16 protein-coding genes are annotated in these 16,187 nt (G+C 59.3%); 5 read left to right on the top strand and 11 right to left on the bottom strand.

Annotation, left to right across the window (positions count from 1 at the left end; all coding sequences use genetic code 11):
- The first annotated feature begins 86 nt into the window (after nucleotides 1-86).
- Nucleotides 87-950, top strand: coding sequence for a pirin family protein (locus F6X61_RS10660; protein WP_153786607.1), 864 nt, complete (start codon nucleotides 87-89; stop codon nucleotides 948-950).
- Between the two features lie 81 nt (nucleotides 951-1,031).
- On the opposite strand, the gene F6X61_RS10655 is transcribed toward F6X61_RS10660, so the two are convergent.
- The 4 genes from F6X61_RS10655 to F6X61_RS10640 form a co-directional block, all read right to left on the bottom strand.
- Entirely contained in the window at nucleotides 1,032-1,757 is a 726-nt protein-coding gene (locus F6X61_RS10655) for a dienelactone hydrolase family protein (RefSeq protein ID WP_153786606.1), read from the bottom strand.
- A gap of 125 nt (nucleotides 1,758-1,882) precedes the next feature.
- The gene (gene htpG / locus F6X61_RS10650) at nucleotides 1,883-3,790 is read right to left on the bottom strand and encodes a molecular chaperone HtpG (RefSeq protein ID WP_153786605.1); all 1,908 of its coding nucleotides are present in this window, start codon (nucleotides 3,788-3,790) and stop codon (nucleotides 1,883-1,885) included.
- A 107-nt stretch (nucleotides 3,791-3,897) separates the two neighbouring features.
- Entirely contained in the window at nucleotides 3,898-4,356 is a 459-nt protein-coding gene (locus F6X61_RS10645; RefSeq protein WP_153786604.1) for a PaaI family thioesterase, read from the bottom strand.
- Entirely contained in the window at nucleotides 4,353-4,829 is a 477-nt protein-coding gene (locus F6X61_RS10640; protein WP_153786603.1) for a PaaI family thioesterase, read from the bottom strand. The genes F6X61_RS10645 and F6X61_RS10640 overlap by 4 nt, the downstream gene beginning before the upstream one ends.
- 136 nt (nucleotides 4,830-4,965) lie before the next feature.
- Here F6X61_RS10640 and F6X61_RS10635 point away from each other — a divergent pair, with 136 nt between their 5' ends.
- Entirely contained in the window at nucleotides 4,966-5,238 is a 273-nt protein-coding gene (locus tag F6X61_RS10635) for a hypothetical protein (protein ID WP_110993986.1), read from the top strand.
- Nucleotides 5,239-5,304: 66 nt separating this feature from the next.
- Here the strand turns inward: F6X61_RS10635 and F6X61_RS10630 are convergent, their stop codons facing one another.
- Nucleotides 5,305-6,054, bottom strand: a complete 750-nt coding sequence (locus F6X61_RS10630; RefSeq protein ID WP_153786602.1) for a DUF599 domain-containing protein — start codon at nucleotides 6,052-6,054, stop codon at nucleotides 5,305-5,307.
- A 405-nt stretch (nucleotides 6,055-6,459) separates the two neighbouring features.
- Here F6X61_RS10630 and F6X61_RS10625 point away from each other — a divergent pair, with 405 nt between their 5' ends.
- On the top strand, nucleotides 6,460-6,612 hold the full coding sequence (locus tag F6X61_RS10625) for a hypothetical protein (protein ID WP_153786601.1): 153 nt from the start codon (nucleotides 6,460-6,462) through the stop codon (nucleotides 6,610-6,612).
- Between the two features lie 308 nt (nucleotides 6,613-6,920).
- Here F6X61_RS10625 and brnQ read toward each other — a convergent pair whose 3' ends face one another.
- The 4 genes from brnQ to F6X61_RS10605 form a co-directional block, all read right to left on the bottom strand.
- Nucleotides 6,921-8,234 (bottom strand): branched-chain amino acid transport system II carrier protein, encoded by a 1,314-nt coding sequence (brnQ, locus tag F6X61_RS10620; RefSeq protein ID WP_153786600.1) that lies wholly within the window; start codon nucleotides 8,232-8,234, stop codon nucleotides 6,921-6,923.
- Nucleotides 8,235-8,624: 390 nt separating this feature from the next.
- Nucleotides 8,625-8,825, bottom strand: a complete 201-nt coding sequence (locus F6X61_RS10615; RefSeq protein WP_153786599.1) for a hypothetical protein — start codon at nucleotides 8,823-8,825, stop codon at nucleotides 8,625-8,627.
- 32 nt (nucleotides 8,826-8,857) lie between these two features.
- Nucleotides 8,858-9,505 carry a transposase gene (locus F6X61_RS10610; protein WP_153786598.1) on the bottom strand — a complete coding sequence of 216 codons (648 nt, stop codon included), beginning with the start codon at nucleotides 9,503-9,505 and terminating at the stop codon, nucleotides 8,858-8,860.
- The gene (locus F6X61_RS10605) at nucleotides 9,502-10,275 is read right to left on the bottom strand and encodes a hypothetical protein (RefSeq protein WP_153786597.1); all 774 of its coding nucleotides are present in this window, start codon (nucleotides 10,273-10,275) and stop codon (nucleotides 9,502-9,504) included. The genes F6X61_RS10610 and F6X61_RS10605 overlap by 4 nt, the downstream gene beginning before the upstream one ends.
- A gap of 488 nt (nucleotides 10,276-10,763) precedes the next feature.
- On the opposite strand from F6X61_RS10605, the gene F6X61_RS26985 reads away from it, so the two are divergent.
- Nucleotides 10,764-10,919 carry a hypothetical protein gene (locus tag F6X61_RS26985; RefSeq protein WP_178125802.1) on the top strand — a complete coding sequence of 52 codons (156 nt, stop codon included), beginning with the start codon at nucleotides 10,764-10,766 and terminating at the stop codon, nucleotides 10,917-10,919.
- Nucleotides 10,920-11,041: 122 nt separating this feature from the next.
- Complete coding sequence (gene lanM / locus F6X61_RS10600; RefSeq protein ID WP_153786596.1) at nucleotides 11,042-14,077, top strand: type 2 lanthipeptide synthetase LanM; 3,036 nt, start codon at nucleotides 11,042-11,044, stop codon at nucleotides 14,075-14,077.
- Between the two features lie 57 nt (nucleotides 14,078-14,134).
- Here lanM and sucD read toward each other — a convergent pair whose 3' ends face one another.
- Nucleotides 14,135-15,019, bottom strand: a complete 885-nt coding sequence (gene sucD, locus F6X61_RS10595; RefSeq protein WP_003254203.1) for a succinate--CoA ligase subunit alpha — start codon at nucleotides 15,017-15,019, stop codon at nucleotides 14,135-14,137.
- Complete coding sequence (gene sucC / locus F6X61_RS10590) at nucleotides 15,019-16,185, bottom strand: ADP-forming succinate--CoA ligase subunit beta (RefSeq protein WP_008091914.1); 1,167 nt, start codon at nucleotides 16,183-16,185, stop codon at nucleotides 15,019-15,021. Before sucC ends, sucD begins: the two co-directional genes overlap by 1 nt.
- Between the last annotated feature and the right edge of the window lie 2 nt (nucleotides 16,186-16,187).

The following is a 16,187-nucleotide window of genomic DNA, read 5'->3' as shown; positions in this document are numbered from 1 at the left end:
GACCGACTGGCCGCCTTGGCGGTTCAGCGCCAGCACGCGAACCGCTATGCTTGGGGCAGTTCCCCCGCCCACTCCGGAGTATCCCCATGAGCAGCCCCTTGGTCATCCGCCCCCGCGCCGAATCGGTCGAGGGCCAGCCGATCCTGCGCCCGCTGCCCTCGGCCCAGTGCCGCAGTGTCGGGCCATTCGTGTTCTTCGACCATATGCTCGAGACCGACTACGCCCCGGGCAGCGGCATGGATATCCGCCAGCACCCGCATATCGGCCTGTCGACCCTTACCTACCTGTTCGAAGGCGAAATTCAGCATAAGGACAGCCTTGGCTCGGACCAACGCGTGCTGCCGGGGGATGTAAGCTGGATGACGGCGCGAGGCGGCGTCGCCCATGTCGAGCGCACACCGGCCGATCTGCTGGCCAAGGGTTCACGACTGCACGGGCTGCAGGTGTGGCTGGCGTCGCCCCGCGAGCATGAGCAGGGCAAGCCGAGCTACAGCCATCATCCGGCGGCGAGCCTGCCAGTCAGTGACAGCCTTGGGGTGCAGATCCGCATGATCGCCGGCAACGGTTTTTGCCTGGAGTCGCCAGTGCCGGTGCTCTCCCCTACCCTGTACGCCCACGTGCACATGCAATCGGCCACGACGCTGACCGTCCCTGCCGAGCATGAGCAACGCGCCCTGTATGTGCTGGACGGTGAGCTGTCGCTCGATGACGAGCGCGTGGAGGCCTGCAGCCTGGTCGTGCTGCCGGAGGGGGAAGAGGTGATGCTGTATGCCGAGGAAGAATGCCAGCTGGTGCTGATTGGCGGGGAGGCGCTGGATGGGCCGCGGCGGATGAACTGGAATTTTGTGGCCAGTGACCCGGAGTTGATCGAGCGGGCGCGGGCGCGTTGGGCGGCGGGCGATTGGCCGGTGGTGCCTGGGGAAACCGGGCGGATCGAATTGCCGCGTTGATGTCAGGCCCGGATCGCGGGGCAAGCCCGCTCCCACGTGTGAAGTGCAGCCATTGTGGGAGCGGGCTTGCCCCGCGATGGATCAGCGCTGGAACACTTCCTTGAGCAGGTTATGCATCGCGCGGAATGCCCGCTCCGACGTGCGTCGGTCGTACTGCATCTTGCCCGGCACATTGGCATTCGGGTCGGTGAACGAGTGCACCGCACCGCCGTAGCTGAGCAACTGCCAGTCGACCTTGGCGGCGTTCATCTCCTCCTCGAAGGCCGGTAGCTGCTCTTTGGGCACCAGCGGGTCGGAGGCGCCATGAAGGACCAGCACCGAGCCTTTGATGCGCTTGGCATCTTCAATGTTCGGCGTATCCAGCGTGCCGTGGAATGACACGGCCGCCTTCAGATCTGCACCGGTGCGTGCCAGTTCCAAGGCGCAGCAACCGCCGAAGCAGAAGCCGAAGGTAGCCACCTTGCCCGGCTCCAGCAGGGCCTTGGATTGTCCCAGCAGCTGCGCCAGGGCTTCCTGCATGCGTTTGCGCAGCTCGGCGCGATCGTTCTTCAGCGGCATCATCGCCGTCCCGGCCTCATCGGCATTGGACGGCCGCACCGATTGCCCGTAAAGGTCGGCGATCAACACCACATAGCCCTGCTCCGCCACTTCCTTGGCGATGCGCTCGGCACCTTCGCCAATGCCCATCCAGTTCGGCGCCATCACCAGGCCCGGCTGCGGCAGTGCGCCGGGGGCATAGACCAGGCGGCTCTCATAGGTTTTGCCCGACAGGTGATAAACCAGCGACTCGACGATGACCTTGCTCATTCAGCTCTCCTTGGGCTTTCACGGGTCAGCACATGATAGATGCATTTAACGTGGGCGCACCGCCGCTCCCACGGGACACGCATGAATAAAAAAGCCCGCCGAAGCGGGCTTTTCTGTACATCAACTCAAGCAGACAGCTCGACCAACAGCTTGTTGAGGCGGCGCACATAAGCCGCCGGATCCTTCAGGCTGTCACCGGCCGCCAGTGCCGCCTGGTCGAACAGGATGTGCGACAGCTCGGCGAAGCGGTCTTCGCTCTGCTCGCCATCGAGCTTCTCGATCAGCGGGTGGCTTGGGTTGAACTCGAAGATCGGCTTGGAATCCGGCACCTTCTGCCCGCTGGCTTCGAGGATCTGGCGCATCTGCAGGCCCAGGTCCTGCTCGCCGATGGCGAGGATCGCCGGCGAGTCGGTCAGGCGGTGCGAAACGCGTACTTCGGCAACGCTGTCACCCAGCGCGCCCTTGAGGCGCTCGACCAGGCCTTCCTTGTCCTTGGCCACTTCTTCCTGGGCCTTCTTGTCCTCTTCGGAGTCCAGCTTGCCCAGGTCCAGGTCGCCACGGGCGACATCGACGAAGGCCTTGCCATCGAACTCGCTGAGGTAGCTCATCAGCCACTCGTCGATACGGTCGGTGAGCAGCAGCACTTCGATGCCTTTCTTGCGGAAGACTTCCAGGTGCGGGCTGTTCTTGACCTGGGCATGGGACTCGCCGGTGAGGAAGTAGATCTTGTCCTGGCCTTCCTTGGCGCGAGCCAGGTAGTCGGCCAGGGCGACGCTCTGCTCGCCACTGTCATCGTGGGTCGAGGCAAAGCGCAGCAGGCTGGCGATCTTCTCCTTGTTGGCGAAGTCTTCGGCCGGGCCTTCCTTCAGCACCTGGCCGAAGTTCTTCCAGAAGCCCTTGTACTGCTCGGGTTCGTTCTTGGCCAGCTTCTCCAGCATGTCCAGCACGCGCTTGGTCAGCGCGGTTTTCATCGAATCGATGATCGGATCCTTCTGCAGGATCTCGCGGGAGACGTTCAGCGACAGGTCGTTGGAATCGACCACGCCTTTGATGAAACGCAGGTACAACGGCAGGAACGACTCGGCCTGGTCCATGATGAACACGCGCTGCACGTAGAGCTTCAGGCCGCGTGGCGCTTCGCGCTGGTACAGGTCGAACGGTGCGCGGGCCGGCACGTACAGCAGCGAGCTGTACTCGAGCTTGCCTTCGACCTTGTTGTGGCTCCAGGCCAGCGGGTTCTCGAAGTCATGGCCGATGTGCTTGTAGAACTCCTGGTATTCCTCGTCTTTCACCTCGGTGCGCGAACGGGTCCACAGGGCGCTGGCGCGGTTGACGGTTTCCCATTCCTGCGCCGGTTGCTCTTCACCCTCGGCGGCTTCGGCCTGCTCCTTGGGCAGTTCGATCGGCAGGGCGATATGGTCGGAGTACTTCTTGACGATGTTGCGCAGGCGCCAGCCATCGGCGAACTCGTCTTCACCGCTTTTCAGGTGCAGGACGATGCGGGTGCCGCGCTGCGGCTTGTCGACAGTGGCAACTTCGAACTCGCCCTCGCCCTTGGACGACCAGTGCACGCCTTCGGCGGCCGGCAGGCCGGCGCGGCGGCTGAACACGTCGACTTTGTCGGCGACGATGAATGCCGAGTAGAAGCCCACGCCGAACTGGCCGATCAGGTGCGAGTCTTTCTTCTGGTCACCGGTGAGGTTCTTCATGAAGTCGGCGGTGCCGGACTTGGCAATGGTGCCCAGGTGCGCGATGACGTCTTCGCGGCTCATGCCGATACCGTTGTCCTCGAGGGTCACGGTGTTGGCGGCCTTGTCGAAGCTCACGCGGATCTTCAGGTCGGCGTCGCCCTCGAGCAGCTCTGGCTTGGCCAGGGCTTCGAAACGCAGCTTGTCGGCGGCGTCGGAGGCGTTGGAAATCAGCTCGCGCAGGAAGATTTCCTTGTTCGAATACAGGGAATGGATCATGAGGTGCAGCAGTTGCTTGACCTCGGTCTGGAAGCCCAGGGTTTCTTTTTGAGTCTCCACACTCATCGTCTTCAAACTCCAATCTGTTGGTAGGTGACGCCTGGCGACCCCGTGGGCCTGCATTTCTTGGCGGATGTTCAGCAGATGGGGGCTTGCCCGACCATTTCAAGGGGCTATTCGAGCGGTTTCTCGGGTTCGATCTTGAAGTGCGCACGGGCGGTGGCGATGGGCGTGTCGCGATCGGCCTGCCAGGCGGTGATGGCGACGTTGGTCACGCGCCGGCCCTGGCGCCACAGCTGGCACTGGGCGAAGGTGTCGCGGTAGTGGCCGGCACGCAGGTAGTCGATGGAAAAATCGATGATTTTCGGGATGCTCGCGCTTTCGCTGTAGATCAGCAGGTACAGCGCCGCGGACAGCTCCATGAAGCCGGCGATGACGCCACCATGGATGGCCGGCAGCAACGGGTTGCCGATGTTGTTCTCGCTGGCCGGCAGGCGGAACAACAGGTCGTCGCCCTGGCGCTCGCATTCGATACCGATGAGCCCGGCGTAGGGTATCAGCGCCAGCAACGGGCGGTAGTCGCCACGGGCGTGGGCTTCGTTCAACTGCTGGCGAGTGCCTGCGGGGATCATTGGCGTGGCTCCTTGAGGCTGTTGCCGAAGCGGATGCCGCCCTTGATGTCCTGGCCCAGGCGCATGAAGGTGCCGACCACCTGGCAGATCGGTTGCGACGGGTCGTCCTGATAGGCACTGCCACGGGTAAAGATCACGTCGCGGGTGACTCGGTAGCACTGGGCATGGCCATGGATGTCCTTGCCGGCTTCGGCCGGATGCATGTAGTCGATGCGCAGGTCCAACGTCGGGCACACCTCGAAACGCTCCAGCGCGCATAAGGTCGCCATGCCGCAGGTGGTGTCCATCAGTGTGGTCAGCGCACCACCATGCACCGCGCCGTTCTGAGGATTGCCGACAATCGCCGGCGACCAGGGCAGCACCAGGGTCATGCCTTGGGCATCGGCATGCTGCACGCGCATCTGCAACAACTGGCAGTGTTTCAAGGCCGAGAGAAATCGCTCGGCCATGGCCATCAATGGCGTTTCGTTCATACACCCTCGCTGCATAAAATCAGTGAAAAGTCCATATAGGCCGGGCAGTTATATATCTTTAACAATCGTGGAACTTATCCGCCCGCGGTGAACTCTTAGGAACAAGTAAAGTTATTCCACCCAGGAGAGACACCCCATGCGTAAACCTTTTGCTTTTGCTCTGATGCTGGCCGCTGCCATGGGCCTGGCTGCTTGCGATAAAGCGAGCGAAGACAAAGCCCAGGACGCACAGCAACACGCCGAGCAAGCCCAGGAAAAGATGGGCGAAGCTCAGGATAAGATGAACGAAGCCGCCAAGGAAAACGCCGAAGCCGCCAAAGATCAGGCCGAAGCGCAAGAGAAAGCCGCCGAAGAAGCTGCCCCGGCTACTCCGGCTGCCCCAGCGCCGAGCGAGCCTGCCAAGCAGTAATTGGCCAATACAAAAAAACCCGACAATGTCGGGTTTTTTTGTGCCTGTCGCTTTAGATGAAACGCTTCAGTTTATGGTTGCCGAAGTTTCCTTGCCCGCCTCTGCCGCTGCACTTTGCGTGGGCGTGAACACCATCACTTCAAGCACATGGGAGTGGAATTCGCGGCGGTACAGAATGAACACCACCCCGACACTCATGACCATGAACAGCCATGGGCTGATGAACCAGCTCAACATGGCCATGCCGAAGTAGTACGAGCGCAGTCCGAGGTTGAACTGGTTGGCCGCCAGGGATAACACCCGCGCCGCTCGCGACGCGAAGGCATTGCGCTCCAGTTCACTCACCTGGCGCTCGCCGATCATCGGTGCCGAACCCACCAGCACCGCAGCAAAGTTGTATTGGCGCATGCACCAGCTGAAAGTGAAGAAGGCGTAGACGAACACCATCGCCAGGCACAACAGCTTGATCTCCGACATCCCCTGCGAGGCCTGCTGTACCAGCGGCAGGTCGGCCAACAGCGACAGCGCCCGGTCCGAGGCACCGAGCACGGTGAGGATGCCGGCGAGAATGATCAGGGTACTGGACGCAAAGAACGACGCATTGCGCTCCAGGTTGCCAATCACGCTGGCGTCGGCGATGCGGTTGTCGCGCAGCAGCATGCGGCGCATCCAGTCTTCGCGGTACAAGTGCAGCACGCTGGCCAGGCATGCCGTATCGCGGCCTTTCCAGAGCGCATAGCGGGTGTAACCGCCCCAACAGATGGCGAACCAGCATACGGCCACAAGGTTGCCGAAGTTGTTTTGGATGAAGGTCATGCAGATACCCGCATATAAAAAGAGATAGACCGCTTTTCGACGCCTGGATTCGGTAAAAGGCACTCTGCCTGCAAGATTGTTTTTGGCTGTGCAGGCCTCATCACTGGCACGGTGCAGCGTGCCCGATGTACGTCGCCGCACCACCGTGCCGAGCTGGGTCAGTATCGAGGAAATAGCATTCAAGACCTGCCGATAAACCCTATCGAGTAGATCGAATTTTCCGACACTTCTCAGCCGAATTCGCAGCTCAATGCTGCAAGCCGGCATGGCATCTGGGCCATAGGCCGCTGGCAAGCGATTACCTGCGCTTTGCAATGGAATGGTTTCTTCCTGACCCCTCCTGCACCTCAAGATTAATTTCAAGACGCACTTCGAACGAGTGCTCAATCAACCAGAGGTGAAAAAATGAACGAAGAAATCCTGAAGATGTCCGGCGATATCGAAAGCGAGTTCCAGGCTTTCAATGCCACTGAAGAAAACTGCAACGATATGGCAATGGTCACCAACGTGGAATGCAACTCGCAAGGCTGCACGTCCATCCTGTGTATCGCAGGGTAAACCACCGCCAGGAGAAACAAAGCCTGCTCTGTTTCTCCACCACACCAGTACAGCCCCAGCGGACACCCCCCCTGTTCCCGGACATCCTGACGTTTCCAAGTGCAGCGATCCTGCGTTGCCGTCTGAAAACTGAACTCGCTGCTTCGCTCCAACCTCGCCGGTCGCTTGCGTTAGGTCGACCTGCAAGCGGCGAGGGGTAATTCATGCGCAAAAAAAACCCGCTCCGGTCAAGGAAGCGGGTTTCGGTCTCCACCCTTGGCTGACGCCCTTCGGCTTGTGGCCGGCGTCAGCCCTCAGGCTTCAACGCATCAGGCCAGCACTTCGCGCGGCTTGCCGAGCATGCGGTCACAGGCCACGGCAACGCCGAGGGTGATCACCGAAGGTACCAGCCAGGCCAGGCCCTGATCGCTCAGCGGCAGGTGGGCCATGGCGTCCGGCAGCATGTGTGCGAGGCTGCTGCCCTTGATCGCATCGACCATGCCGAACAGCAGCGACACCAGCATCACCGGTGCAAGGATACGCACCGGCGAGTTCCACAGCTCTTTGACGAAGCTCAAGCCCACCACCACGATGCACGGCGGGTAGATCGCGGTGAGTACCGGGATCGAGAACATGATCAGCTTGGTCAGGCCGAGGTTGGAGATCAGCAGCGAGAAGCCCGCCAGGATCACTACCAGGGCGCGGTACGACAGCGGCAGGATCTGGCTGAAGTACTCGGCGCAGGCGCAGGTCAGGCCAACCGCGGTCACCAGGCAGGCCAGGGCGATCAGCACGGCGAGGAAACCACTGCCCAGGGAGCCGAAGGTGTGCTGCACATAGGCATGCAGAACGGCTGCACCGTTGGTGGCGTCGGCGGCGATGTCATGACTGCCCGCCCCCAGACGGAACAGGCTGACGTATACCAGCGCAAGGCCCACACCGGCGATCAGGCCGGCGATGATGGCGTAGCGGGTGATCAGCTTCGGCGACTCGACGCCGCGCGAACGGATGGCGTTGACGATGACGATGCCGAAGACCAGCGCACCCAGAGTGTCCATGGTCAGGTAGCCGTTGATGAAACCCTGGGAAAACGGCGCGGCAACGTATTGCGGCTGCGCTTCACCGATGGTGCCCGCCGGCAGCATGAACGCGGCAATGCCGAGGGCGGCCAGGGCGATGATCTTCAGCGGGGCGAGGAAGCGGCCGACGGTATCGAGCAGCTTGCCCGGGTACATCGATACAGCCAGCACCACGAGGAAATACACCAGGCTGTAGATGAACAACGCCAGCGGGCTTTCACCGGTCAGCGGGGCCACGCCCACTTCGAACGACACCGTCGCGGTACGCGGGGTGGCGAACAGTGGGCCAACCGACAGGTAGCACACGGCCGCCAGCAGGCCGCCGAAGAACTTGCCGATCGGGCTGCTCAGGGCGTCCATGCCACCGCCGACCTTGGCCAGCGCGACCACGGTGATGACCGGCAGGCCTACCGCGGTGACGAGGAAGCCCAGGGCTGCCATCCACACGTGCGGGCCAGACTGCAAGCCAACGATGGGCGGGAAGATGATATTGCCGGCGCCAACAAAAAGCGCAAACGTCATAAAGCCAAGCGCCAGGATATCCTGGCCTTTTAACACTTTCATTTAAGGTAGTACCACACTGCTGAAATCGGGGTTCGTGAGGGAATTTCCCCATGAATGAGGGAAATGTTGCCCGGCTTGATGAGCCAGACCCGTTTAGCGTGTCGTTCCCTTTTGGGGCACGGGCACAGAGTGAACGCGTAGGGTAACCGTTTTACCCACTAAACGCACTGCAAGGGTGCTGCTTGTCCGATGTGCGTATGTGTTTGTCGTCTGGATGACTCTGTGATGGCAGGAATTCTGTCAGGCATCTGCGCTGTCTGTGCGAGAAAGCCCATGAAATCGATCGAGCGCCGCGACCAACGCAATCAGCATCGCCTTGGTCATGACTTGGGCACGACCACAAGCAGGGTCTTGAGGGCGCCGGCTTGCCCTTAAGACCCTGCTCGAGCATCAGGCGTGACCAGAGGCGGAACCTGCCTTGGCCGCCTGCCAGAAACGCTTGATCTCATGAATATTACCGAAGTTGTAGCGCACCCCAGGGTAGAAGCCACCACCACTACTGCATTCGATATTCGAGTCGGTGCCTGTCTGGTGCATGATTTCGCTACCGGCGTTGTAAAGGCGGGCCTGGGCCCAAGCAGGTTTGTTCATGGTTTCATTCCTTTGTTTTATGGGTTACATCGTTATTGATGTGCTTGCCACAGTGCCTCTATTCGCTGGTAGACATGGGTCTCCTGCGAACCGAGGCCTGAGTAGATGGGTTGCAGGTTTCGATCAAAACACCACTCTTGTCGTCCTGCGCGCTGGGCCTCTGGCACGGCGATCATCAGTGCCAGCGAGGCCGAGAATTGCTCGGGGGGAAGCTGATAGTGCAGATCGTCGAAGGCACGCATGTGCAGCAGAGTACCCGGGCTCAATTGGACGACTTCCGCAGCCCCTATCAATGGGGCGGTGTGTGCGTCAACCTGCTCAGCATTGAGCACAGGGTATTTGACGGTTCGGTAACCATCGCCCTGATAACCGACCGCATACAGATCGAAGTCGTGGGTATGCGGCAAGCCATAAATGAATGTTTGCCTTTCCGCCTCTGCATCCGCTGGCAGCCATATGGTCATCCTCAGGGAGAAACGCGACGAGGCATACAAAGCAAAGCCATAGGCGTTGTAGGCTTGATCCCCGCGACTGAAGCCATGCTGCTGGATGTGCTCGTACATGCACTCCCCCAACAGGCCACGATTCTGCGCCAGTGCCTGCAGGTCCTTGCCTATCTGCAACTGATCGGTTTGCAGGTCATAGCCTTCCAGGCGCTCGATGAACGTTGCCAATTTCATGCTGGTTTCCTCGCGAGATAGTCCGACAGCATCTGTCGCAGGCCCGGGTCTGCCAGCCCATTGAGCACTTCGCAGTAATGCTCAAGGTGTTCAGGTGTAAAACGCATCAGTTGTAGAAATGCCTGCCAACGCACCGCGGGATGGTGGTGATAGAGCAACTCACCGGCTACCCGTTCGAGCCCGGGGTCGCCCATGTTTTCCAAAGCTTCGAGCAGCAACAGGTAGCGAGGCACTTCGCTATCGGCGGGGAACCAGGCAATGCGAGACAGGCTCTGGCGTTCGAATACCTGGATATCGCTTCCGGATATCGGCAGGTTGATGCTGAATACCAGATGCCCATCGGTGTCGGCGAGACAGGTACCAACGACGGTAAGCCCACCTGTCACCAGCAGCGGCGCTTGAGGCGTAACTGTCACCCTGCGCGGCGCACTCAGTTGGGTTTCGCCCTGGCTGTAAAGCTGCAGTTCATAGCTGAAGCCCGCTGGCGCAAACCAAATACTGTATCCGGACGTTGAATAAAGATGGTCGGCACGGGTGTGTACCCTCGCGATATCCAGTACCGCGCCATCCTCACGGGCATTCAGGCGCAAGCGTTCAGCAAAGTGGCTGACCGCACCGCACAACAGTGCCCTGCGTTCTGATTCAGGCTTTTCGATCACCTGTTGCTTGAATGTAAGCCACGCTTTGGTAATGAGCGCGCGCATATCGGTGCAACGAACATGCTCCAGCAGTATCTGCGGCTCTGGGTTCCCACGTAGTAGTGCGTCCATGATTCGTATCGTATTCCGTCAATCTGACTCCATGAATAGATAATCTCCGACGCACACTTGCGGAATAAGATGGAAACACCCACCCGTAAACGACAAAGGCCAGCCGAAGGTGGCCTTTGTGCACGCGAGCCCATATGTAACTTACCTCTAGGCTTTCCAGCCACTCAGCCCTGCTAGATGGACATGCCACATGAAAACCAAGGCAGTACATCCTCAATTAAATTTCCAATAAGTTCCGCCTAATTGGTTGACGCATCAATTCCGGCGCATGACAAACCTGAACTGCATGTAAATGAAGGAATCCTGAACATACCCCGCCCTACTGAAACCTGAAGCGACGTTGACCTGAACGCTTGCAGACCGAGGCTCCTCTGGGCGATAAGCATGCAATGTGAGTTCTAAGGAAATACTTCCCCTTTCAATCCCTTATAAGTACTGGCTATCTTGATGGTGCATCAATTCCGATGCATAACAAACCTGAGGTCTGTATGAACGAAGAAATCCTGAACATGTCCGGCGACATTGCAAGCGACTTTGCTGCGTACCAGGCTGTACAACCAGCTAACCACGAAATGGCCGTCGCCACTGTGCTGGAGTGCGAAACGTTAGGCGGCTGCACCTCGATGCTCTGCGTAGCAGCATAACCTTGCCGTAGCCGGGCAATCAGCGTTACGCGTTGCCCGGCGCTGCTGAATCCGCAAACGTCGTCAAAGGGCACAATGTGAATAACCCTTCCCTACCGGCAATTACCCCAAACGAAGAATCGATGGCACTGTTCAGCGCCAACCTCAAGCTGCTGCACCCCGATGACAGCAACCTACAGGCCTATTTTGGCTTGAACCGTTCGCAACTGCTTGAACGCATGCGCGATGAATTGGAAATGGATGGCAATAACCGACTCAAGCCCAGGAAAATATCGTTTGAGGGAGAGCTGCAAAAGCTGTTGAACATCACGCTCCGCACTAGCCCCCCTTGTAATGCATCGCCATTCTTTTGGTTTGAACAACGCTTTTATGTGTATTTCCGGCGGACATTCATCCGCCACCCAGACCTGCTCCCCGTCATTGAACACTTGAACCTGCGGCGCGTGCTAAGCAGTATCAGGCACTACGTCATTAACACCGTGCGGCGTATTTCCGAGGCCGCATTGACCCATGCCCTGAATATTGGCATTCAACAGCATGCGCTCAGTGACCTTGCTGGGTTCTCGGCCGCGTTGAAAGACAGATCGGTCATTGCCTCCCTTGCAGCAAATTACCCTGTACTGTTCGATCTGCTGTTTCAAACGCTGCTGGACATCAACGCTTACCTGATCCGCATCGTCCAGCACTTCATGGACGACCATGAGCCACTCAATGATCGCTTTTCAGATGGCCTTGGCAAGATCGAACGTATCACGCTGGGCCTGGGTGACCCGCACGGTCATTTCCAGACGGTCTGCGAGGTCAACACCACTCACAGAACCCTGATCTACAAGCCTCGTAACAACAATGAGTCGGCTTTTTACCAGGCCACGCTGTCACTGCTATGCAACCTGACCGGCAGTGACTGGTTCCAGGCCCATGAGCCCAGGTCGCTTTTGTGCTCAGATCATTGCTGGACAGAAAAAGTCCTGCATCTGCGCTGCCAAAGCGCAACGCACTACGCCCTGTTCTATCATCGCCTCGGCGCGCAGATAGCCGTTATCCACGCCCTGAACGGCATCGACTTCCACTTTGAAAACATCATCGCCCATGGCTGCAGCCCGGTGATGATTGATCTGGAATGCCTGTTTACCGCACCGCTGGGCACAGCCATCGATACCACCACTACGCAAGCCTCCTTGAAAGACGCGCTGCAAACCGTGCGTGATTCGGTCTTCTCGAGTGGCTTCGTTCCTTTCGCCCAGCATGTCGGAAATGACGTAAGCGGGCTGACTCCACAATGCCGCTTCAGCATTCGCGTGAATACACTGGTTCACGAAAATGGCTTCTATCATCTGCGCAAGACCAGCACAGACCACGACGCCGTAGTCATGCACCAGCCCTTTGCGGCAGGCAGCGACCTGTCTGCAAGGCACTATCTTAAAGAGCTACTGGAAGGCTTCGAGTTCGCGTATGAGGCCATCAGCCAACACAAGCAGAAGTTGGCGATGCATCTGGATCGGCACGCCGACGGGCTCACCACGCGCTTGCTGATAAAGAACACCCAGCGCTACGTCGACTTTCTTGCAATGAGTTTGCACCCGCGCTTCCTGCAAAGCCGGATGGATCGCGAACTCCTGCTTGCTACGCTTTGGTCGGAAGCCAAAGGCAACCCACTGAAAGAGGCAGCATTCAGGACAGAGGTGGATGAACTCCGAAGCCTGAACATTCCGCGCTTCACGCTGCAGATCGGGGATGCATCGTTCAGGCCTTCAACAAACACGGATGCGCTTCTCACACTTGAACAAAGCCCTTTGCAAGCGTGCCGCAACAAGCTGCTTGGCTTCTCCCCAGCCAGCAGAAACCTGCAGCGTGCCGTACTGGTTAAATGCCTGGCACCTGGCGCTGTCAGCGATTGGCCGATGAACATGGCGCATAACGCAAACCAGGCATTCGCAATGCTTCCCGGGGAAGCACTGCTCGGCGCCCAAGCCATCGCCAAGCGCCTGCAACAATTGGTAATCGAGGGCGACGACGGCGGCCTGCGCTGGTTGGCATTCAAGACCAATCACACCACGCTCAAGCCCTACCTGACGGTGATGAACAACGACCTGTATTCCGGCATGGCTGGCATAGGGCTGTTCTACCTGGGGCTTTACCGCATCACGGCCAACCCTGCCTACCTGGACACAACCGATCGGATCATCCGCTCTGTCGCGCAAACACAACGTCACTTCGACAGCGACAGTAACCTCAGCGCCTTTCAGGGGCTCGGTGGCTATCTCTACCTTATCTGGCACCGCAAGATACTGGCGCCGACCGACGCCTATGACCAACAGCTGTCTGCATTGACCACGGCCCTATGCGCGCCACCTACCGAGAGCTGCGAAAGCGACCTTATAGCCGGCAGCTGCGGTACTCTCAGCCTGCTCAGCGCACTCCACAGGCATGCGCCGCAGGCGCAACTCGAACGGGCGATCAGGCTACGCGTGCAACACATCTGCGATGCACTGCAACCAACCGCAAACGGCGCACTGCAAAATCGCGACGGCTCCCCCACACTCAGCGGCCTGGCGCATGGCATTTCTGGCGCGGTGCTTGCGCTTTGCAAGGCCTATGAAGCGACACAGGACAACCAGATCATCGCTCGGGTCGAGCAGTACGTCCGCGCCGAGAACACCCTAAAGCAGAATGGCTGCTGGCTCGACCTGCGTGAATGCCGCACCTCGCAGAGCATGAGCAAATGGTGCCATGGTGATGCGGGCATATTGCTAGCCAGGCAGGCAGTGCTCTCGAGTATGGGCGAGCGGCTTTCACCCGCATTCCTGAGCGAGATACAGGCCGATATCGAATGCTGCCTCGACAATATCTACAACTACGGCCAGGGAAGCGGCTATGGCTTGTGCCATGGCGACTTCGGCAACTTGATGTGCTTGCAAGCCTTCTATCGCGCGCAGGGCGATATCGTTGCCCTGGAGAAAACGCACCCATGGCTGGGCGCAGTCACACGTGATTTTCTCGCTAACCCGGCGATTACCGAGGACAGCTACCCCGAACTGGGGTTGATGACCGGAATCTCCGGTATCGGTTACTGCCTGCTCAAACAGCTTGATCCTGCTCTGCCGGACGTACTGTCGCTGGATTTCACGGCAAGCCCGCTCGTTGCAGATGCCCACTGAAAAAACAAAGGCCACCCGAAGGTGGCCTTTGTCTGCGTGGGGGGTACTACGTGTTACTTACTTCTTGGCTTCCCAGCCAGTCAGCTCGGCCAGGGCCTTGCCGATGTCAGCCAGGGAACGCACGGTTTTCACACCAGCGTCCTGCAGTGCGGCGAACTTCTCGTCCGCAGTGCCCTTGCCGCCGGAAATGATGGCGCCAGCGTGGCCCATGCGCTTGCCCGCAGGAGCGGTCACACCAGCGATGTAGGAAACCACTGGCTTGGTCACGTGGGCCTTGATGTAGGCCGCGGCCTCTTCTTCAGCCGAACCGCCGATCTCACCGATCATGACGATCGCTTCGGTCTTCGGGTCTTCCTGGAACAGCTTCAGGATGTCGATGAAGTTGGAGCCTGGGATCGGGTCACCGCCGATGCCGACACAGGTCGACTGGCCGAAGCCGGCGTCGGTGGTCTGCTTGACAGCTTCGTAGGTCAGGGTGCCGGAACGCGACACGATACCGACCTTGCCTGGCAGGTGGATGTGGCCTGGCATGATGCCGATCTTGCACTCGCCCGGGGTGATCACACCTGGGCAGTTAGGGCCGATCAGGGTAACGCCCAGCTCGTCGCACTTGACCTTGGCGTCCAGCATGTCGAGGGTAGGGATACCCTCGGTGATGCAGACGATCAGCTTGATGCCACCGAAAGCGGCTTCCAGGATCGAGTCTTTGCAGAACGGAGCCGGAACGTAGATCACCGAAGCGTCAGCGCCGGTGGCTTCAACAGCTTCCTTGACGGTGTTGAACACCGGCAGGCCCAGGTGGGTGGTGCCACCCTTGCCCGGGGTAACGCCGCCGACCATCTTGGTGCCGTAGGCGATGGCTTGTTCGGAGTGGAAAGTACCCTGCGAGCCGGTGAAGCCCTGGCAGATGACTTTGGTGTCTTTATTGATCAGGACGCTCATTACTTGCCCTCCGCAGCTTTTACAACTTGTTGAGCAGCGTCGGTCAGGCTGGTTGCCGCAATGATGTTCAAACCGCTTTCTGCCAGTACTTTAGCGCCCAGTTCAGCGTTGTTGCCTTCGAGGCGAACGACGACCGGAACTTTAACGCCGACTTCTTTCACTGCACCGATGATGCCTTCGGCAATCATGTCGCAGCGAACGATGCCGCCGAAGATGTTGACCAGAACGGCCGCGACATTGCTGTCGGACAGAATGATCTTGAACGCTTCGGTAACGCGCTCTTTGGTGGCACCGCCGCCAACGTCGAGGAAGTTGGCTGGCTTGCCGCCGTGCAGGTTGACGATGTCCATGGTACCCATGGCCAGGCCGGCACCGTTGACCATGCAGCCGATGTTGCCTTCCAGCGCGACGTAGTTCAGCTCGAAGCTGGCTGCGTGGGCTTCACGAGGATCGTCCTGGGACGGGTCGTGGAAGGTTTTCAGCTTAGGCTGACGGTACATGGCGTTTGCGTCGATGTTGATCTTCGCATCCAGGCAGTGCAGGTCGCCGTCGGCCTTGATGACCAGCGGGTTGACTTCCAGCAGGGCCAGGTCGTGTTCTTTGAACAGCTTGGCCAGGCCTACGAAAATCTTGGCGAACTGTGCAACTTGCTTGCCTTCCAGACCCAGCTGGAATGCCAGTTCACGACCCTGGAACGGCTGAGCGCCGACCAGCGGATCGATAGTCGCCTTGATGATCTTCTCAGGAGTTTCGTGAGCGACCTTCTCGATGTCCACGCCACCTTCGGTGGAAGCCATGAACACGATGCGGCGGCTCGAGCGATCGACTACAGCGCCCAGGTACAGCTCTTTGGCGATGTCAGTGCAGGATTCGACCAGGATCTTGGTCACTGGCTGACCGTTGGCGTCGGTCTGGTAGGTCACCAGACGCTTGCCCAGCCACTGGGCAGCGAACGCCTTGGCGTCCTCTTTGCTGCGAACCAGCTTGACGCCGCCCGCTTTACCGCGACCACCCGCGTGAACCTGGGCTTTTACAACCCACTCGGAACCGCCGATCTTGTCGCAGGCTTCTGCTGCAGCTTCAGGGGTGTCGACTGCGAAACCCTTGGAAACTGGCAGGCCGTATTCAGCGAACAGCTGCTTACCCTGATACTCGTGAAGATTCATGC

The sequence above is a fragment of the Pseudomonas sp. EMN2 genome, assembly GCF_009650555.1.
Taxonomy (GTDB): Bacteria; Pseudomonadota; Gammaproteobacteria; order Pseudomonadales; family Pseudomonadaceae; genus Aquipseudomonas; species Aquipseudomonas sichuanensis.
Note: the sequence above shows the minus strand (reverse complement) of the source record. Positions and strands in the feature narration are given on the sequence as shown.